Source organism: Streptomyces sp. NPDC087906, from assembly GCF_055584925.1.
On sequence record NZ_JBVJLC010000007.1, the window covers coordinates 186634 to 205883 of the forward strand.

Genomic DNA, 19250 nt, shown 5'->3' on the forward strand with positions numbered 1-19250 from the left:
TGTCCATACGGAGAGTGATTCGAGGCTCGTTCAGACTGCGAAATCCCTAGTTGCACCAAGGTACGCCGCGATTCAGCCCCGCACAGCAATGCCTGGATGTGGCCCGGATCTCTGTGCCAGTGCGCCGTGAGGGATCCCGTTTCTTTGTGGAGTCCCTACGAATGGCCGAATGATTCTTTGCCCCGGCCCCAGCTCTTGTCCGGGCGTTTACCCGTGAGTAGCGTGCCGGGTGCAACGTACTGGCGGTAACAGACGGAAGAGGGTGGGGCGGGTGCCGCGCAAACCGGTGGCCTGGGTGGCCGCGGCGGTGCTGCTGGCGGAGGCGCTGGGCGTCGTACTCGTCAACGCCCTGCTGGCGACGGTCGTCGACAACCAGCAGATGTCGCTCGCGGGTGTCGACCCGGGCGCGATGTCGCTGGGCGCGTGGGTGATGGGCGCGCTGGCGGCGCTCTACCTGGTGGTGTGCGCGGTGATACTGCTGCGGATCGCGCTCAGGGACCGCGCGCCCGGCCGGGTCGGCAGGATCACCTTGATCGTCTGCGCGGTCGTGCACGGGGTGCTGGGCGCCCTGACCGTGGGGCTGATCGGCTGGGCCGCGTTCGCGTTCATGATGGTGGTGCTGGCGCTGCTGGTCCTGGTGCTGGTGGGGTACGGGCCGAAGCCGGCGCCGCAGGAGAACGCGACCCCGGCCTGACGACCCGGACCGGTCAGACCCAGAGGTCGGTGATAGCGACGCCCAGTTCGCCGAGCAGCGCGCGCAGCAGCGGCAGCGACAGGCCGATCACGTTGCCGTGGCTGCCGTCGATCGCGTCGACGAACGGCGCGGACCGGCCGTCGAGGGTGAAGGCCCCGGCGACGTGCAGCGGTTCGCCGCTGGCCACGTACGCGGCGATCTCGGCGTCGGTCGGGCTGCCGAAGCGGACGGTGGTCGAAGCGGTCCTGGCGGCCCGCGCCCCGCTCGCGGTGTCGATCACGCAGTGCCCGGTCTGCAGGATCCCGTCCCGCCCGCGCATCGACTTCCAGCGCGCGGTGGCCTCTTCGGCGTCGGCGGGCTTCCCGTAAGCCTGCCCGTCGAGTTCGAGCACGGAGTCGCATCCGACGACGAGCGCCCCGGCGGCCTCGGACCGCCCGGCCACGGCCTCGGCCTTCGCCTGGGCGAGCACGAGGGCGAGTTCGGCGGGCGTCGGCGCCGACAGGGCGTCCTCGTCGACACCGCTGACGATCACCTCGGGATCGAGCCCGGCCTGCCGGAGCAGTCCGAGACGGGCGGGGGACTGGGAGGCCAGGACGAGACGGCGCTGATCGGTCATGCGGAAACAGTAATCAACAACCGGCACCCGGCGAACGCAGGTCAGCGAAGCCCGAGGGCGATCATCAACACGACCACCACCAACGCGATGAGCACACCGGCCCGCCGCACCATGGCCTGCGTCTCGCGCATCTCCTCGGGCGGCTCATTCTTCGGATCGGACCACAACATGCCTCCGATCCTGCGGCCGCCCCCGGGTGACGTGCCTGAGTACGCGTACTCAACTGAAGGTGGACCCCTCAGTCGTACGGGCCGGCAGCGCCGCCCATTCGCGGTCCAGGACCGACATCCGCACCGCGTCGTGCCACTCACCCTCGTACAGCAGCGTCTCGCGCTGGGTGCCCTCGGCGACGAAGCCGGCCTTCTCGTAGGCGCGCTTGGCCCGCGGGTTGAAGGTGAAGACGTCGAGCGCGATGCGGTGCAGACCGACGTGTTCGAAGCCGTGACCGACGGTCAGCCGGACCGCTTCGGAGCCCAGTCCCCGATCGCGCCCCGCCGGGCCGATGAGGATGCGGAAGACACAACTGCGGTTGTGCTTGTCCCAATCGAACAGGACCGACTCGCCGACCAGCCGGCCGTCCGCGCGGTCGGTGACCGCGAGATCGAGCCGGCCGGCCTGGTCGTTGCGGCTGCCGTACCAGGCGCGGAGCTGCTCCGCGCTGAAGGTGGTGTGCGACGAGCCGGTGAACCGGCTGATCTCCGGATCCGCCAGGATCTCGGCCATCACCGGTGCGTCGTCGGCGGTGAAGGGCCGCAGCACGGCCCGGTCACCGGTCAGGGTCGGCTTGAGCGAGAAGTCTCCCGGCACCGGTGTCACGGCCAGTACGTGCGGGCCCAGGCCGCCGGGCCCGGTTGGGGGAGGTGGGTGCGGGCTATGCGGGTGGGGGCCGACCATTCCGTGGGGGGTTCGGGGGCCGTCGGTTCGGCGCCTGCCTTGGCCGCCGCCGTCGCCTGGACCACCGCGAGCGCGGCGGCCAGTTCCTCCCTGGTCGGGTTGCCCCTGAGGACCTTGATCATCGTCAGCTCCCTTCCTAGAGCGGGATGTTGCCGTGCTTCTTCGGCGGCAGGGTCTCCCGCTTCGTACGCAACTGGCGCAGCCCCTTGATGATGTGCGCCCTCGTGTCGGACGGCATGATCACCGCGTCCACGTACCCGCGCTCCGCTGCCGCGTACGGGTTGAGCAGCGCGTCCTCGTACTCCTGGATCAGGGTGGCGCGGGTCTGCTCCTGCGCCGCCTCGTCGCCCGCCGCCGCGATCGTGCGGCGGTGCAGGATGTTGACCGCGCCCTGCGCGCCCATCACCGCGATCTGCGCCGTCGGCCACGCCACGTTCAGGTCGGCGCCCAGGTGCTTGGAGCCCATCACGTCGTACGCGCCGCCGAACGCCTTGCGGGTGATCACCGTGATCAGCGGGACCGTCGCCTCCGCGTACGCGTAGATCAGCTTCGCGCCCCTGCGGATGATGCCGCCGTACTCCTGGTCGACGCCCGGCAGGAACCCCGGCACGTCGACGAACGTCAGCACCGGCACGTTGAACGCGTCACACGTACGGACGAAACGCGCCGCCTTCTCCGACGCGTTGATGTCCAGGCAACCCGCGAACTGCATCGGCTGGTTGGCGACGACCCCGACAGGCCGGCCCTCGATCCGGCCGAACCCGGTGATGATGTTCGGCGCGAACAGCGCCTGCGTCTCCAGGAATTCGGCGTCGTCCAGGACGTGCTCGATCGCGGTGTGCATGTCGTACGGCTGGTTCGCCGAGTCCGGGATCAGCGTGTCCAGCTCGCGGTCCTCGTCCGTCGTCTCCAGCGCCGCCTCCTCGGGGAAGGCGGGCGGCTCGGAGAGGTTGTTCGACGGCAGGTACGACAGCAGGGACTTGATGTACTCGACGGCGTCCTTCTCGTCCCCCGCCATGTGATGCGCCACGCCCGACGTCGTGTTGTGCGTGCGGGCGCCGCCCAGCTCCTCGAAGCCCACGTCCTCGCCGGTGACCGTCTTGATCACGTCGGGGCCCGTGATGAACATGTGCGACGTCTGGTCCACCATCACCGTGAAGTCCGTGATCGCGGGCGAGTAGACGGCGCCGCCCGCGCACGGGCCGACGATCAGGCTGATCTGCGGGACCACCCCCGACGCGTGCACGTTGCGGCGGAAGATCTCGGCGAACAGGCCGAGCGCGACCACGCCCTCCTGGATCCGCGCGCCGCCGCCGTCGTTGATGCCGATGATCGGGCAGCCGGTCTTCATCGCCAGGTCCATGACCTTGACGATCTTCTCGCCGTAGACCTCGCCCAGCGACCCGCCGAAGATCGTGAAGTCCTGCGAGTAGACGCAGACGGGGCGGCCGTCGACCGTGCCGTAGCCGGTGATCACACCGTCCCCGTACGGGCGGTTGTTCTCGATGCCGAAGCTGGTCGAGCGGTGCCTCGCGAACTCGTCCAGCTCGACGAACGACCCCTCGTCGAGCAGCAGACCGATCCGCTCGCGCGCCGTCAGTTTGCCCTTGGCGTGCTGCTTCTCCACGGCGCGCGCCGACCCCGCGTGGGTGGCTTCCTCGATGCGGCGCTGAAGATCGGCGATCCTGCCCGCTGTGGTGTGTGCCGCGCCGTCGTCGGCGGGGGCGGGGACGGTTTCCGGATCTGACATCGGGGTGCGGCTCCCTGCGGTTGTCAGCGGGTGTGAACGTGGTGGACGCTACTGATCCGTAGGGTATCGGCGCCGATACCGTTCGGCAGTGCGGTGTTTGCCACACCTAGGCTGGCTTGCATGATGGAGCCGAATACCCCAGCGAGCCGCTGGTCCGACCTCGAACGTCCGCCGCTGAACGAGGACGGGCTGCGCCGCGCCCTGGTGCGTCCCGGCAGCCTGTGGACCGCCCTCGACGTCGTCGCGTCGACCGGATCCACCAACTCCGACCTGGCGGCGCGGGCCGCCGCCGGGCCGGTGGAGGGCGCCGTGCTCGTCGCCGAGGAGCAGACGGCCGGCCGGGGCAGGCTGGACCGCGCGTGGTCGGCGCCCGCCCGCTCCGGGCTGTTCTTCTCCGTACTGCTGCGCCCCGGCGACGACGTACCCGTACAGCACTGGTCCTGGCTCCCGCTGCTCGCCGGGGTGGCCGTCGCCTCCGGGCTCAGCAGGGCCGCCGGGGTCGACACCGCACTCAAATGGCCCAACGACCTGCTGGTGACCGTGGACGGCGCGGAACGCAAGGCCGGCGGGATCCTCGCCGAGCGCACCGCGCAGGACACGGTGATCATCGGCATCGGCCTCAACGTGTCGCTGCGCGCCGAGGAACTCCCCGTACCCACCGCGGGATCGCTCGCCCTGGCGAACGCCGTCTCGCTGGACCGCGAGACGCTGCTGCGCGCGGTGCTGCGCTCGCTGGACCAGTGGTACGGCGACTGGCGCGCGGCCGGCGGCGACCCCACGACCTCCCGCCTCCAGGAGGCGTACGCGGCGGGCTGCTCGACCCTGGGCCGCCAGGTACGCGCCGACCTGCCCGGCGGCGCGGCGCTGGTCGGCGAGGCGGTCGCCATCGACGGCGAGGGGCGGCTGGTCATCGCCACGGAGCGGGACGGCCGGCAGGCGGTGGCGGCGGGCGACATCGTGCACGTGCGCCCGACGGGCTGAGGAGAACCGGCGCCCGCGACAGCGGAGCGTGGCGCCCCGCCGGGCGCGCGTCCCGTGACAGGGCGTACGGGCGGCCGTCCTGGTCGCCCGGTCGGGCGCCGTGCGGCCATCCGCGCCACCGGGACGTGAGCCAGGGCACATCTGCCGTATCGTTGAGCCCGTTCGGGGAAGATCGGACAGATCGGCAGGGCAGTGCGCAGGGAACGGGCAGGAGGCGGCCGGTGACCGTCGACGACACGACGTCCGGCGCGGACGACACACCGCCGCCGTCGGACTCTTCGGCCCACCACACACCGCACCACGTCGTCGATCACACCGCGGAGCCGACCGACGACCCGCTGGCGATCAGGCTCGAACAGCTCATCCTCGGCGCCGACCGGCAGTACACCCCCTTCCAGGCGGCCCGCACCGCCGGCGTCTCCATGGATCTCGCCTCCCGCTTCTGGCGCGCCATGGGCTTCGCCGACATCGGCCAGGCCAAGGCGCTGACCGAGGCCGACGTGCTGGCCCTGCGCCGGCTCGCCGGGCTCGTGGAGGCGGGACTGCTGAGCGAGCCCATGGCGATCCAGGTCGCCAGGTCCACCGGGCAGACCACCGCCCGGCTCGCCGAATGGCAGATCGACTCGTTCCTGGAAGGGCTCACCGAGCCGCCCGAGCCCGGCATGACGCGCACCGAGGTCACGTACCCGCTGGTGGAGCTGCTCCTGCCCGAGCTGGAGGAGTTCCTCGTCTACGTGTGGCGGCGCCAGCTCGCCGCGGCCACCGGACGCGTCGTCCAAGCGGCCGACGACGAGGAGATGGTCGACCGCCGGCTCGCCGTCGGCTTCGCCGACCTCGTCGGCTTCACCCGGCTGACCCGGCGCCTCGAAGAGGAGGAACTGGGCGAGCTGGTCGAGGCGTTCGAGACGACATCGGCCGACCTGGTCGCCGCGCACGGCGGGCGGCTGATCAAGACCCTCGGCGACGAGGTGCTGTTCGCCGCCGACGACGCGGGCACGGCCGCCGAGATCGCCCTGCGGCTCATCGAGACCATGACCCACGACGAGACGATGCCCGCGCTGCGCGTCGGCATCGCCTTCGGCACGGTCACCACCCGCATGGGCGATGTCTTCGGCACGACCGTCAATCTCGCCAGCAGGCTGACGTCGATAGCGCCCAAGGACACCGTCCTGGTGGACGGCGCGTTCGCGGAAGGGCTGATCCGTACGGGTGAGGCCCCGGCCTCCGAGTCGCAGGCGGCCGAGGCGACGGCGAAGGCCGAGAAGGAGGGCGAGGCCGCCCCCTCGTACCGCTTCGGGCTCCAGCCGATGTGGCAGCGGCCCGTGCGCGGCCTCGGCGTCGTGGAGCCCTGGCTGCTGGCCCGCCGTCCGGGCTGACGCCGCGCCGTCTAACATCTGCCGGTGAACCATCGTTAACCGAGAGGGTGGGGCCATGGCGGAGACCGAAGAGGCCGAGCTGCGGTTCGGGGAGTTCGTGGGCGTACGGCGCTACGACCATGTCGCCGAGCTGGTCCTCGACCGGCCGGCGGCGATGAACGCCGTGTCGACGGAGATGGCACGGTCCGTCGCGGCGGCCTGCGAGGCGCTGGCCGCCGACCCGTCCGTACGGGTCACGGCGCTGACCTCCACCCACCCCCGGGCCTTCTGCGTCGGCGCCGACCTCAAGGAGCGCAACTCCTTCAGCGACGCCGACCTCATGCGGCAGCGGCCCGTCACCCGCGCCGCCTACACCGGCGTACTCGAACTGCCCATGCCCGTCGTCGCCGCCGTGCACGGCTTCGCCCTCGGCGGCGGCTTCGAGCTGGCGCTCTCCTGCGACCTGATCGTCGCCGACCGCACGGCCGTCGTCGGACTCCCCGAGGTGTCGGTCGGCGTCATCCCCGGCGGCGGCGGTACGCAACTGCTGCCGCGCCGCGTCGGCGCCGCCCGCGCCGCCGAGCTGATCCTCACCGCGCGCCGCGTGGAGGCCGCCGAAGCCGCCGAGCTGGGTCTGGTCGACCATCTCGTGGACGCCGGCACCGACCGCGACGAAGCCCTCGCCCTCGCCGCCCGTATCGCCCAGAACTCCCCCCTCGGGCTGCGCGCCGCCAAACGCGCGCTGCGCCTGGGCCAGGGGCTCGACCTGCGCGCGGGCCTCGACGTCGAGGACGCGGCCTGGCGCTCGGTCGCGTTCTCCGGCGACCGGGCCGAGGGAGTGGCCGCGTTCAACGAGAAACGCGCACCGCAATGGCCGGGCGAGTGAACGCAGAGTAGTCGTCGATCGCTCCGAGTGATCAAACACCCGGACCCCTCTAGGGTGGGGTGATGGGAGTGGATGTGCGATTGCGGGCCGTCGTGGCGCTGGCCCAGGCCATGGCGGCGGCCCACACACCCCGCGAGTCCTGGCTGGCCGCGGCGCAGGGCGCCCGCGAAGCGCTCGGCGGGAGCTTCGGCGCGCTCTCCGTCTGGGAGCGCGACCTCGGCCGGCTCAAGGTCCTCGTCAACGCGGGGGAGCGGACGCCGGACGAGGAGGAGTTCCCCGAGGACGAGACGTACCCCGTCCACCAGTTCCCCGAGATCGCCGAGTTCCTGCACGAGAAGTGGGCGGGCGGCGGCGGCCCCAACGCCTGGGTCGAGACCTCGGAAGGCCCGACCGGCGGCGACCCCGGCTACTGCCACCAGCGCGTCGCCGCGCTGCGCCGCCGGGGGCGCGGCTGCTGCGTCGTCGCGCCGATCATCCTGCACGGGCGCGCCTGGGGTGAGCTGTACGTCGCCCGCCCGCTCGGCGCGGCGGCCTTCGACGAGGACGAGGCGGACTTCGCGACGGTCATCGCCGCGGTCGTCGCGGCGGGCCTCGCCCAGACGGAACGCCTCGAAGAGGTACGCCGGCTGGCCTTCACCGACCCGCTGACCGGCCTCGCGAACCGGCGCGCGGTGGATATGCGCCTCGACGAGGCCATCGCGGGGCACCGTGCGGACGGCTCCGTCGTCAGCCTCGTCGTCTGCGACCTCAACGGCCTGAAGAAGGTCAACGACACCCATGGCCACGCGGTGGGCGACCGGCTGCTGGAACGATTCGCCTCGCTGCTGTCCCTGTGCGGCGCGAAGCTCCCCGGCGCGTTGGCCGCGCGGCTGGGCGGGGACGAGTTCTGCCTGCTGACGGCGGGGCCATCGGCGGACGAGGTGATCGCGGTCGCCACGGAGCTGTGCGAGCGGTCCGCGTCGCTGGAGATGGGCGAGGGCGTGGCGTGCGGGGTCGCCTCGACGGGCGACCCGATCGGGAACGTGACGTCGGCGCGACGCTTGTTCCGGCTGGCGGACGCGGCGCAGTACCGCGCGAAGGCGGCGCGCGCGCCGCTGCCGGTGGTGGCGGGCAGGGACGGCGCGGTGATCCGCCTGGCGGACGCGCCGCCGAGCGGTTCACGCCGAGCGTTCCGGGACGCGCCGCCGCCTCCGGCGGGGTGACCGGGGTCTGGGTTGCGGTGCGCTTGTCTGGTTCCGGGTTCCGGGGCCTCCGGAGGGGGGTGTCCGGACTGCTCGATCGCTAGCGCTCCTACGCTTTACGTCCGGACACCCCCCTCCTGCGGCCCCGGCCCCCTCCCCCCGGTGGGTCCCGGTCTCAGCGCCCGAGTGGGCGTGGGGGTGTGGGTGCGTGCGGGTTGCGGCTGCGTCCCTGGCGCGGGCGCCCAGCCCCTTGCCGCCGGTGGTCGGGAACACCCCATCCGGGCCCGGGGGCTGGAGGGGGTCGTGCAGGGGTGGTGTCCGGAGCGTAAAGCGTGATTTGTGGCGCATCTCGGCGTTCGCTCCGTGTCCGAGGTGCACGCGCCGTAAATCGTGCAGCGCAGGACACCATCCCGGAACGGCCCCCGGCGACAACCGCAACCCAGACCGGTCACCCCGAACCGCGCCGGACGGCGACACCGCAGCGCAGGACACGACCCCGGAACGGCCCCCGGCGACAACCGCAACCCAGACCGGTCACCCCGAACCGCGCCGGACGGCGACAACGCCGGACCGGTCGGCACCCGACGGTGACACCTACGGATTCAATCCGTACGCTCGTGAATATGAATATGCACACCGTCGTGGTCGGCACCGCCGGGACCACCGCCGAGGATGTCATCGCCGTCGCCCGCGGCCGCGCGCAAGTTCAGCTCGACGCCTCCGCGCTCGCCGCGCTCGCCGCCGCTCGGGAGATCGTCGACGCGCTCGCCGCCAAGCCCGAGCCCGTGTACGGGGTCTCCACCGGGTTCGGGGCGCTCGCCACCCGGCACATCAGCCCCGACCTGCGCGCGCAGTTGCAGCGCAACATCGTGCGCAGTCATGCCGCGGGGATGGGCCCCGCCGTCGAGCGCGATGTGGTGCGCGCGCTGATGTTCCTGCGGCTGAAGACCGTCGCGTCGGGCCACACCGGCGTGCGGCCCGAGGTCGCGCAGACCATGGCGGACGTGCTGAACGCGGGGATCACGCCCGTGGTCCACGAGTTCGGTTCGCTCGGCTGCTCAGGGGACCTCGCGCCGCTGTCGCACTGCGCCCTGACGCTCATGGGCGAGGGCGAAGCCGAGGGCCCCGACGGCGTCGTACGCCCCGCCGGCGAGCTGCTCCAGGAGCACGGCATCGCGCCGGTCGAGTTGCGCGAGAAGGAGGGGCTCGCGCTGCTGAACGGGACGGACGGCATGCTCGGCATGCTGGTCATGGCCCTCGCCGATCTGCACCGGCTCTACACCTCCGCCGACATCACGGCGGCGCTCAGCCTGGAGGCCCTGCTGGGCACCGCCAAGGTGCTCGCGCCCGAGCTGCACGCGATCCGGCCGCACCCCGGACAGGGGGCCAGCGCCGACAACATGCTGCGGGTCCTCGCCGGGTCGGGTCTGACCGGGCACTTCCAGGAGGACGCGGCGCCGCGCGTGCAGGACGCGTACTCGGTGCGGTGCGCGCCGCAGGTGGCAGGGGCCGGGCGGGACACGCTCGGGTACGCGCGGCTCGTGGCGGACCGGGAGCTGGCCGCCGCCGTCGACAACCCGGTGGTGCTGCCCGACGGGCGGGTCGAGTCGAACGGCAACTTCCACGGCGCGCCCGTCGCGTACGTACTGGACTTCCTGGCGATCGCGGCGGCCGACCTGGGGTCGATCGCCGAGCGCCGTACGGACCGGCTGCTCGACAAGAACCGGTCGCACGGGCTGCCGCCGTTCCTCGCAGGTGACCCGGGGGTCGACTCGGGGCTGATGATCGCCCAGTACACGCAGGCGGCGCTGGTCAGCGAGATGAAGCGGCTCGCCGTGCCGGCGTCGGTCGACTCGATCCCGTCGTCAGCGATGCAGGAGGACCATGTGTCGATGGGCTGGTCGGCGGCGCGCAAGCTGCGGACCGCCGTCGACAACCTGTCGCGGATCATCGCCGTCGAGCTGTACGCGGCGACGCGGGCGATCGAGCTGCGTACGGGGCTGACGCCCGCGCCCGCCTCGCAGGCGGCGATCGACGCGCTGCGGGCCGCCGGGGTCGAGGGGCCGGGGCCCGACCGCTTCCTCGCGCCGGATCTGGCGGCGGCGGACACGTTCGTACGGGAGGGACGTCTGGTGGCGGCCGTAGAGGCGGTGACGGGGCCGCTGGCGTAAAACTACGCGGGACGGGCGCGGCGGACCACGTGCACGCCGTAGCCCGCGGCCGCGGCCAGGACGGCGGCGCCGGCGATCAGGTAGGGCGTCGCGTCGACGCCGTCCGTGCCGCCGAGGGCGAGCTGCTGGGAGCCGGAGGTCCTGGAGTAGCCGGCGGACTGCTGGTGCGGGGTGCTGTGGTCGTCGCCGCCTCTGGCGGAAGGGACGAACCAGAGGGCGCAGAGCAGGATTCCGGCGGCGGCCGCGGTCAGCAGCGGCCGGCGTGCGACAGACACGTAACGATCCCCCCTCATGAGGACGCCTGAATGGCGGGGTGCGCTGATGCTAGTGAAAGCAGCGGGTCGGAGGAAAGCCGTAGCGGGCATCAGCTCTACGCTCCGTCGTATGACCACTTCTGAGACATCACGGTATGTGCGGCTACGGGTGGAATTGGTACTGGAGATCGAGGACCACGACGTGCTGAGCGGGGCGGCGCTCACCCGGATCGGGACCGACGAGTCGATGCCGGAGGACGAGCGCACGCTCGCCCGGCTCGCCGCGCGGGAGGACGGCGCGGAGGCGCTGGCGTATCTCGTGGAGCCCGTCGATCTGATCAGCGACATCCCCGGGGTCGAGTTGACCCAGGCGTCGTGGACGAGCGAGCTGATCGACTACGACCCCGACTCGTTGGAGTGGGACCCCGACGATGACGACGACCCCGACGGTGGTCGGGAGTAGCGCGCGGGCGTGTCACTCTGGAAGGCCCCGGTCCGACGGCAGACGTGGGACCGGGGCCGTGCCATGGACCGGGTGAGTGGCTTGCGCCACATCTTCGACCGAAGTGGAACCGGACGAACCGGACCGGGTGTTCTTAATGGTTATCGGCACTGCAATCGGCGATGTATGGAGAAGCGTGTGATGACGAAAAGCAAGCGGCGCAAGGGCCTCACGGCCGCGTCCGCACTGCTTGGCGGTGTTCTGGTGCTCTCGGCGTGCAGCGGTGGTGACGGCAAGGACGACACCAGCGGTGCCGGGGACCCGACCAAGTCATCCTCACAGGCCCAGGTGGACGAGGCGGCGGCCAAGGACACCTCCGAGGCCCAGATAGCCATCCTCCCGAAGAACGGCGCCAACAACGCGGGCATCAACGACGACGCGAAGGTCACGGTCAGCAAGGGCAAGCTGACCGAGGTCACCATGACGACCGCCGCCGGCGACCCGGTCAAGGGCTCGCTGTCCGCCGACGGCACGAGCTGGCAGCCGGACGGCCAGCTCGACCGCTCCACCACGTACAAGATCGCCGCGACGGCGAAGGACTCGAAGGGCCGCTCGGCCAACGAGAACTCCTCGTTCACGACCGTCTCGCCCGCGAACAGCTTCATCGGCAACTTCACCCCCGAGGACGGTTCGACCGTCGGCGTCGGGATGCCCGTGTCGATCAACTTCGACAAGGCCATCACCGACAAGAAGGCCGTGCAGACGGGGATCCAGGTGTCGTCGAGCAGCGGCCAGGAGGTCGTCGGGCACTGGTTCAACTCGCAGCGCCTCGACTTCCGGCCCGACCAGTACTGGCAGGCCGGGTCGAAGGTCACGCTGAAGCTGCAACTGGACGGTGTGCAGGGCGCGAAGGGCCTCTACGGCGTCCAGCAGAAGACGGTCAGTTTCACGATCGGCCGCAACCAGGTCAGCACCGTCGACGCCAAGGCGCACACCATGAAGGTGCAGCAGAACGGCAAGACGATCAAGACCATCCCGATCTCGGCGGGCTCGCCCGAGAACACCACGTACAACGGCCAGATGGTGATCTCCGAGAAGTACAAGAAGACCCGCATGGACGGTGCGACGGTCGGCTTCACGGACTCCGACGGCAAGGGCGAGTACGACATCAAGGACGTCCCCGACGCCATGCGGCTGTCCAGCTCGGGCACGTTCGTGCACGGCAACTACTGGGGCGCCCCCTCGGTGTTCGGCAGCGCCAACACCAGCCACGGCTGTGTGGGTCTGCAGGACGTGAAGGGCGCGGGCGACCCGAAGATGCCGGCGCGCTGGTTCTTCGACCACTCGCTCATCGGTGACGTGGTCGTCGTCAAGAACTCGAACGACAAGACCATCGCCCCGGACAACGGCCTCAACGGCTGGAACATGAACTGGGCGGACTGGAAGGCCGGTTCGGCGGTCTGACCCTGACTGGTCCTCGGAAGGCGGCGGCACCGAAAGGTGCCGCCGCCTTCTTTGTTCTCATCCAGCTCTCACGATGGCCTCAAGTCTTCGTCACGAGCCGGGCCTAGCTTCGCCACATGTTCTTCATCTACCTCCGGCGCGAGCTGCGCCGACGCAGAAAGGCGGCGCTCGTCGTCGCCTCCGGGCTCGCCCTCGGCATTGCGCTGGTGATTGTTGTCAGCTCGGTCTCCGCGGGGATGGGCAAGGCGCAGGACAAGGTCCTGCAGTCCCTCTACGGCCTCGGTACGGACATGACGGTCACCAAGGCCGCACCGCCGCCGAGTTCGACCAGTGGCGGGCAGCGCCCGAGCTTCAAGTTCGGTGCCAAGGGCGAGGGCGACACCTCGAAGCAGAGCAGCGACCGGGTCATGGTGCAGGGCTTCCAGACCCTCGCCTCGTCCACCGTCACCAAGGTCGCCGCGCAGGACGGCGTCGCGTCCGCCGTCGGCGGTCTCAACCTGACCGTACTGAAGGTCAACGGCCAGTTCACCAGGGGCCAGTTCAAGCAGGACGAGCAGCAGGGCGGCGGCGCGGGACCCGGTCAGGGCGGCGGCGGCAGGACGCAGGGCCGGGTCGAGGGCGGCGGCGCCAACTTCGACGTCGACTCGTTCAGCGTGTACGGGACCGACGTGGCGCACCAGGAACTCGGCCCGCTGACCTCGTCGAAGCTCACGTCGGGGCGTACGTTCAAGGCGTCAGAGACGAACGCGAAGGTCACCGTCGTCGACAGCGCCTACGCCAAGCAGAAGAAGCTGAAGGTCGGTTCGACGGTCACCGTCTCCGGCACCACGTTCCAGGTTGTCGGAATAGCGACGGCGGACAGCGGTGATCCGGCCGCCAACGTGTATCTGCCGCTGACCCAGGCGCAGACGCTGGCCGACGCCAAGAACAAGGTCACCACGGTCTACGTGCAGGCCACCGACTCGCAGCGGATCGACAGCGTCAAGTCGGCCGTGCAGAAGAACGTGCCGGGTACGACGGTCACGACCTCGGCCGATCTCGCCGACACCGTCTCCGGATCGCTCTCCACCGCCTCGGACCTGGCGTCGAACGTCGGCAAGTGGCTCTCGCTCGTGGTGCTGATCGCCGCCTTCGTGGTGGCGGGGCTGCTCACCTCGTCGGCGGTCAGCCGCCGGGTGCGGGAGTTCGGCACGCTCAAGGCGCTCGGCTGGAAGAGCGGCCGGGTTACCCGGCAGGTGGTCGGTGAGGCCGTCGTCAACGGTCTGATCGGCGGGGTGCTCGGGATCGCCGTCGGCCTCGCGGGCGCGTACGCCGTCACCGCCGTCAGCCCCTCGCTCACCGCGCAACTCGGCGGTGGCGGCGGTGCGGGCGGCCCCGCGGGCGGCGGTCCCGGCGGCTTCGGTGGTGGCGGTGGCGGCTTCGCCCGGCAGTCCACGTCCAAAGTCGTCGACGTGGCCCTGTCGGCGCCCGTCTCCCTGGCCACCATCGCCCTCGCGGTCGGTCTCGCGGTCGCCGGCGGTCTGATCGCCGGCGGGTTCGGCGGCTGGCGCGCCTCTCGGCTGCGGCCGGCCGACGCGCTGCGCCGCGTCGAGTGACCGCCCCCAGTCCCCGGGGTCTTCCAGCCCCAACGCAGACCCGTACCGCAGGAGTTGCACCGTGTACCAGCTCACCGGCGTCACCAAGCGCTATCAGCGAGGCAAGAAGACCGTCGACGCACTGGCGGGCGTCGACCTGACCATCGAGGACGGCGGCCGGCTCGTCATCCAAGGACCCACCGGCGGCGGCAAGTCGACGCTGCTGCAGATGCTCGGCGGCCTCGACCGGCCGACCGAGGGCACCGTCGAGTTCGACGGGGTGAACCTGGCGAAGCTGCCCGAGGCGCGGCTGACCAGGGTCAGGGCCGAGAGCATCGGCTTCGTCTTCCAGAGCTTCAACCTCATCCCGACGCTCACGGCGCAGGAGAACGTCGAGACGGCCCTGGTGCCGCTCGGCCTCAAGGGGGCGGCGCGCCGCGAACAGGCCGCACAGGCGCTGGAATCCGTCGGACTCGGCGAGCGATTCGGCCATCTGCCCGGCGAGTTGTCCGGCGGCCAGCAGCAACGGGTCGCCATCGCCCGTGCGCTGGTCAAGCGGCCGAAGGTGCTGCTCGCCGACGAACCGACCGGAAATCTCGACGAATCCATGCGGGACGAAATCATGGAACTGCTCGAGGGGCTCTGGAAAGAGCACGGCCTGACCTTCATCATGGTCACTCACGACAGCTCCATCGCCCGCCGCGCGCCGCGGCTGGCGACGATCCGCAAAGGACGCGTCACGGTCACCGAGAACGCGGCGGCCTGAGTCCTCGCGGTGCTCCCGTCCCCGGCCCGGTGCCGGGGGCGTGAACACCGCTCGCCCTGTTCGACCCGTGCTGTGCGTCTCCGTCCGCGCTGTTCCGCCAGACCGCCCGGACGTCCCGGCAACTCGGGGGCGTCGCCACCCTCGTACGCGTAGGTTCGGTCCATGCTGATCACTCTGGGAAGCCCGCCCACGGCCACCGAGACAGCCGCCTGGCACGCGGTGGTCAGCGCCGCGCACGTGCGCGATCTGCCGGCCGCGGTGCCCGAGCCCAGCAGGGCGGAGACGGCGGGGAAGCTGCGCCTGCCGCCGGTCGGCGGACGCCACGTCCATCTCGCCTCGGTGGCCGCCGACGGCTCGTACGACGGAGTCGCCTCGCTCCTGCTGTTCTCGGACGAGCACCTGCGCCACACCGCGCTGCTCGACCCGCTGGTGGTGCATCCGAAGGCCAGGCGGCACGGCATAGGCGCGCGGCTCTGGACCGCGATACGGGCCGAACTCGCCGCAGACGGACGGACGTCCATCACCACCGTGCTCGAACTCGGCGGCGCGGGCGAGGCGTTCGTCGACAGTCTGGGCTTCACCAATGTGCAGCCGCTCGGCTGGTACGTGCAGAAGGTCGGCCAGGCGCTCGAAGAGATACCGGAGCCCCCGCTGCCCGAAGGGCTGCGCTTCGCCGACTGGACGGGCAGCGTCCCCGACGAGTTGGCCGAGGGCTTCGCCCGCGCCCGCGGCACCGAACGCGACGCCTTCGGCGAGGCGCCGGTCACCCACCAACTCGACCGGGACGTGGCGCGAGCGAAAGCCGTGGCCCGGCTGATCGAGCAGCGCGGCGGAGTCGTCCTCACCTCGGCGGTGCTCGACCCGGCGGCCGGCGACGCCGTGGCCGCGTACACCGAGGTCGTACTGAAAGCCCCGACGGACCACCGCGCACTGCAACACGCGACGGTCGTCGTCCCCCGCCACCGGGGCCGGGGTCTCGGCCGCGCGGTCAAACGCCACCTGCTGGCCGGTCTGCACGAACGGCACCCGGGGGTACGGGAGATCAGTACGACGGTCGCCGACGAGAACACGTCGATGCTGGCGGTGAACGAGTCGCTGGGCTACCGCCGCGAACGCCCGGCGGGTCTCTTCGAGGCCAAGCTGTAGCCCAGGGACCGGTGTGGGGACGGGCGGCGGGACTGGCTCAGACGAGGACCACGATCTTCCCGCGCACATGCCCGCGCTCGGCGTACGCGTGTGCCTCAGCGATCCGGTCGAGCGGGTACGTCCGCTCGACGCGCGGTGTGTAGCGGCCCTGCCGGCCGAGTTCGCCCGCTTCGGCGAGGAGCGAGGAGTCGTTCTCCGCGTTGGCCAGATGGACGCCCAGGCGCTGCGCGTTGGCGTAGTCGGCGACCGTCACCACCCGCGCGGGATCGCCCACGAGCGCGACGAGATCGGGCAGGGACCCGGAGGCCGCGGTGTCGAGCACGAGGTCGACACCGTCCGGAGCCAGGACGGCGATGCGCTCGGCGAGGCCGGCGCCGTAGGTGGTGGGCACGGCCCCGAGCGAGGTGAGGAACGCGTGGTTGCGCTCGCTCGCCGTCCCGATCACGGTCGCGCCCTGAGCCACCGCGATCTCCACCGCGGCACTGCCCACGCCTCCGGACGCGCCCTCCACGAGCAGGGTGCGCCCCTTGAGCGGGCCGAGCGCCTTCAGCCCGCCCAGCGCCGTCACGGACGCAAGCCCGGCGCCCGCGGCCTCCTCGTCGGTCCACGTGCTGGGCGCGTACGCCCAGGCGGAGAACACGGCCAGCTCCGCCGTCGCGCCGGTGACACCGCCCAGCCCGAAGACACGGTCGCCGATGGCCACCTCCTGCACGCCCGCACCGATCTCGTCCACGACGCCGACGGCGTCCCGGCCGGGAATCGCGGGCAGGTCCACGGGGAGCACCTCCCGTACCGCGCCGGAACGCACCTTCCAGTCGACGGGGTTGACACCGGCCGCCGCGACACGGACCCGGATCTCGCCGGGCCCGGGATGCGGGTCCGGCGCCGCCTCGACCACCAGGGTCTCCACACCGCCGTACTCGTGATAGCGGACTGCGCGCATGGCGTACTGCCTTTCCACCCGGCCTGCACCGGCCGTTCGTGAGATCTATGGGGTGAAGGGCCGGCGGACGCCGACGTTCACCACGCTAGAACCTCACACCAATGTCAGTGGCAAGTCGGACGGGCGGCCCGCCGTTCAGCGGACCGACCGGAGGAGGACAGGTGCGTATGCCGCAGCCCAGGCGGCCACCGGCATTACCCCGGCACGGCCGTCAGCCGACCGGCACGACATGATCACTCTCACGGGGGACCCGGATGCCGCGTGCCCGCACCTGCGGTGAGAACAGCGGATCAGCGATCCGACGTGGTCACAGGGCCGGCCGGGACAGGCGCGCGGCCGGCCGCGCGCTCGGTTGCGGCGCCGTCGGCCGCGCCGCCGCCTTCGGGGGCTTCGTGCAGCCGCCGTCCCTCGGCAGGCGGTAGGTCGAACTCAGCCGGTAGTCCCCGGCCTTGGGGACCGTGAGGCGGGTCCAGTGGCCCGCGCGTGCCACGCACGCGCCCTTCGCCCGCAGCCACGGCGAGTACGCGATCCGTACCGTCACCGAACCCGCCACCGGCATCCGTACCAGCAGGTCCGCCTCGCTGCTCCGCGCTACGGAGCCCGGCGGTGAGACCAGCGGGACCGCGTCCCGTACCCGGTAGACGGTCCACCCGCTGTCCTGCCACACCGGCTCCAGCCAGTCCGGCTCCGAGCGTACGACGGCGGCCTCGGCCTCGGCCGGGCCGTCGGGGGTGCCGTGCGGCAGGACGACCAGGCCGACCGCCCAGCGGTCCAGCCAGCCGCGGTACGTCTCGGCGGTGAGCGGGCCCGCGTAGAAGACCCGGCCGCGCACCACGTCCAGTTGGCGGTTCCAGCCGCGCGCCATGTTGATGTGCGGCGCGAGGATCGCCGCCTCGCGGTGGTCGCGCGCGGGGACGACCTCGACCCTGGTCCGCTCGGCACCGAGCCGCCGCAGCGCCGCCGCCACGCCCGCACTGCGCTCGGCCCAGGCGGGCACGGTGTTGGAGACCCGCAGGTCGTCGTCCGTCTTGTTGATCACCCAGCCGGTGTTCACCAGAACCGCCGCCACCAGCACGGCCCGTGGCACCGCGCGGCGCAGACTCGGCGAGCGGACGAAGGACAGGAAGTGCGCCCGGCTGACACCGCGCGTCAGCAGCGCCGCGAGCAGCAGGGGCGGCCCGGCGAGCCCCACCAGCCGCTCCACGTTCGTCCCGATCGGTGAGGTGACGGCGTACGTCAGCACGACCCCCGCCGCGTACACGGCGGTGCCGAACCGCACGAGCCGCCAGGTGCGCGGCGCGGTCAGGCCGAGGGCCGCGCAGGCGATGAGCGGCATCACCAACTTGCCTGGGCCCATAGGCTGTTCGCCCTGGAAGGGGAAGAGGACCGAGATCGTGCCGACCACGAAGGCCGGCGGTACGAGCAGCACCGCCGCCTGCCTCCACCGGCGGTCCAGCAGATACGCGGCGCCCGCCACGACCAGGAAGAGCCCGGCCACCGGGCTCGCCGCGGCGGTGAGCGCGGCGAGCAGCACCGCGAGCACCGTCCGCCGGACGTACAGCAGGGTGAACAGGCCGATCGCCACCCCGAGCGCGAACGTCGTACGCCCCGACGCCACGTTGCACCACAGGACCAGCGCGGCGAGCACCGCCGGCCACAGCGGCCGCCGCACCCCGGCCCGTACGAAGAGCAGCGCCATGCCCCAGCTCCCGGCGAGCCCGGCGGCCACCGAGACCGCCTTGACGCCGAAGACCGCCATCAGCGCGGGCGCCAGCAGGCTGTAGTTGGCGGTGTGCGTGCCGCCGTACCAGGACAGGTCGTACGGGGTCGCGGGGTGCCGCCGCATGAACCCGGCCCAGGCGAACTGCGCCGCCAGGTCGCCGCCGCCCGTCGCGAGCAGGACCGCCCACACGGCGTACAGCGGTACGACGACGGCCGTCGCGATCAGCGGCACCCGCAGCCGGTGAACGGCGCGCCGCGCGACGGCCTTGCGCCGAGCCGCGGCGTCGCGTCTCGTGGGGCTGTCGCGCTGCCCGCTCTGTCTCATCTCTTCGATCGTCCGCACCGCACCGAGACTAGGCGAAGGTAAGGGGCACGTACGCCGAACACCCCTTCCTTACGCGGGTGACCTGG

General features: G+C 71.7%; 19 protein-coding genes. 11 read left to right on the plus strand and 8 right to left on the minus strand.

The window, feature by feature from the left end; genetic code table 11:
• The first annotated feature begins 262 nt into the window (after positions 1 to 262).
• Positions 263 to 694: a hypothetical protein gene (locus ACZ63I_RS22075; protein WP_469340684.1), complete on the plus strand. Its 432-nt coding sequence runs from the start codon at positions 263 to 265 to the stop codon at positions 692 to 694.
• Positions 695 to 707: 13 nt separating this feature from the next.
• Here the strand turns inward: ACZ63I_RS22075 and ACZ63I_RS22080 are convergent, their stop codons facing one another.
• Genes ACZ63I_RS22080 through ACZ63I_RS22100 form a run of 5 tightly spaced genes read right to left on the minus strand, consistent with a single transcriptional unit; the run spans position 708 to position 3954 of the window.
• Positions 708 to 1310, minus strand: coding sequence for a Maf family protein (locus ACZ63I_RS22080; protein ID WP_469340685.1), 603 nt, complete (start codon positions 1308 to 1310; stop codon positions 708 to 710).
• A 41-nt stretch (positions 1311 to 1351) separates the two neighbouring features.
• Positions 1352 to 1480 (minus strand): morphogenic membrane protein MmpB, encoded by a 129-nt coding sequence (gene mmpB, locus ACZ63I_RS22085; protein WP_469340686.1) that lies wholly within the window; start codon positions 1478 to 1480, stop codon positions 1352 to 1354.
• 49 nt (positions 1481 to 1529) lie between these two features.
• Positions 1530 to 2126, minus strand: coding sequence for a GNAT family N-acetyltransferase (locus ACZ63I_RS22090; RefSeq protein ID WP_469340687.1), 597 nt, complete (start codon positions 2124 to 2126; stop codon positions 1530 to 1532).
• Positions 2123 to 2326, minus strand: coding sequence for an acyl-CoA carboxylase epsilon subunit (locus ACZ63I_RS22095; RefSeq protein ID WP_469340688.1), 204 nt, complete (start codon positions 2324 to 2326; stop codon positions 2123 to 2125). Before ACZ63I_RS22095 ends, ACZ63I_RS22090 begins: the two co-directional genes overlap by 4 nt.
• 14 nt (positions 2327 to 2340) lie before the next feature.
• Positions 2341 to 3954, minus strand: a complete 1614-nt coding sequence (locus ACZ63I_RS22100) for an acyl-CoA carboxylase subunit beta (protein ID WP_469340689.1) — start codon at positions 3952 to 3954, stop codon at positions 2341 to 2343.
• 120 nt (positions 3955 to 4074) lie between these two features.
• Between ACZ63I_RS22100 and ACZ63I_RS22105 the strand changes: the two genes are divergently transcribed.
• From ACZ63I_RS22105 to hutH, 5 genes are all read left to right on the plus strand, one after another.
• Positions 4075 to 4935, plus strand: a complete 861-nt coding sequence (locus tag ACZ63I_RS22105; protein ID WP_469340690.1) for a biotin--[acetyl-CoA-carboxylase] ligase — start codon at positions 4075 to 4077, stop codon at positions 4933 to 4935.
• A 221-nt stretch (positions 4936 to 5156) separates the two neighbouring features.
• Positions 5157 to 6311, plus strand: a complete 1155-nt coding sequence (locus tag ACZ63I_RS22110; protein WP_041985206.1) for an adenylate/guanylate cyclase domain-containing protein — start codon at positions 5157 to 5159, stop codon at positions 6309 to 6311.
• Between the two features lie 55 nt (positions 6312 to 6366).
• Positions 6367 to 7176, plus strand: coding sequence for an enoyl-CoA hydratase/isomerase family protein (locus tag ACZ63I_RS22115; protein ID WP_469340691.1), 810 nt, complete (start codon positions 6367 to 6369; stop codon positions 7174 to 7176).
• Positions 7177 to 7235: 59 nt separating this feature from the next.
• Entirely contained in the window at positions 7236 to 8378 is a 1143-nt protein-coding gene (locus tag ACZ63I_RS22120; protein WP_469340692.1) for a GGDEF domain-containing protein, read from the plus strand.
• Positions 8379 to 8980: 602 nt separating this feature from the next.
• Positions 8981 to 10528, plus strand: a complete 1548-nt coding sequence (gene hutH, locus ACZ63I_RS22125; RefSeq protein ID WP_469340693.1) for a histidine ammonia-lyase — start codon at positions 8981 to 8983, stop codon at positions 10526 to 10528.
• A 2-nt stretch (positions 10529 to 10530) separates the two neighbouring features.
• Here the strand turns inward: hutH and ACZ63I_RS22130 are convergent, their stop codons facing one another.
• Complete coding sequence (locus ACZ63I_RS22130) at positions 10531 to 10803, minus strand: hypothetical protein (protein ID WP_469340694.1); 273 nt, start codon at positions 10801 to 10803, stop codon at positions 10531 to 10533.
• A 109-nt stretch (positions 10804 to 10912) separates the two neighbouring features.
• Here ACZ63I_RS22130 and ACZ63I_RS22135 point away from each other — a divergent pair, with 109 nt between their 5' ends.
• The 5 genes from ACZ63I_RS22135 (at position 10913) to ACZ63I_RS22155 (ending at position 16174) form a co-directional block, all read left to right on the plus strand.
• Positions 10913 to 11245: a hypothetical protein gene (locus tag ACZ63I_RS22135; RefSeq protein WP_469340695.1), complete on the plus strand. Its 333-nt coding sequence runs from the start codon at positions 10913 to 10915 to the stop codon at positions 11243 to 11245.
• Positions 11246 to 11410: 165 nt separating this feature from the next.
• Complete coding sequence (locus ACZ63I_RS22140; RefSeq protein ID WP_469340696.1) at positions 11411 to 12688, plus strand: L,D-transpeptidase; 1278 nt, start codon at positions 11411 to 11413, stop codon at positions 12686 to 12688.
• 116 nt (positions 12689 to 12804) lie between these two features.
• Positions 12805 to 14283: an ABC transporter permease gene (locus tag ACZ63I_RS22145; RefSeq protein WP_469340697.1), complete on the plus strand. Its 1479-nt coding sequence runs from the start codon at positions 12805 to 12807 to the stop codon at positions 14281 to 14283.
• Positions 14284 to 14344: 61 nt separating this feature from the next.
• Positions 14345 to 15028, plus strand: a complete 684-nt coding sequence (locus ACZ63I_RS22150; protein WP_041985192.1) for an ABC transporter ATP-binding protein — start codon at positions 14345 to 14347, stop codon at positions 15026 to 15028.
• A gap of 162 nt (positions 15029 to 15190) precedes the next feature.
• Positions 15191 to 16174, plus strand: a complete 984-nt coding sequence (locus tag ACZ63I_RS22155) for a GNAT family N-acetyltransferase (protein WP_469340698.1) — start codon at positions 15191 to 15193, stop codon at positions 16172 to 16174.
• Between the two features lie 37 nt (positions 16175 to 16211).
• Here ACZ63I_RS22155 and ACZ63I_RS22160 read toward each other — a convergent pair whose 3' ends face one another.
• Together ACZ63I_RS22160 and ACZ63I_RS22165 are read right to left on the minus strand one after the other, a co-directional pair.
• Positions 16212 to 17117 (minus strand): NADP-dependent oxidoreductase, encoded by a 906-nt coding sequence (locus tag ACZ63I_RS22160; protein WP_469340699.1) that lies wholly within the window; start codon positions 17115 to 17117, stop codon positions 16212 to 16214.
• A gap of 307 nt (positions 17118 to 17424) precedes the next feature.
• Entirely contained in the window at positions 17425 to 19164 is a 1740-nt protein-coding gene (locus ACZ63I_RS22165; protein ID WP_469340700.1) for a hypothetical protein, read from the minus strand.
• Positions 19165 to 19250: the final 86 nt, after the last annotated feature.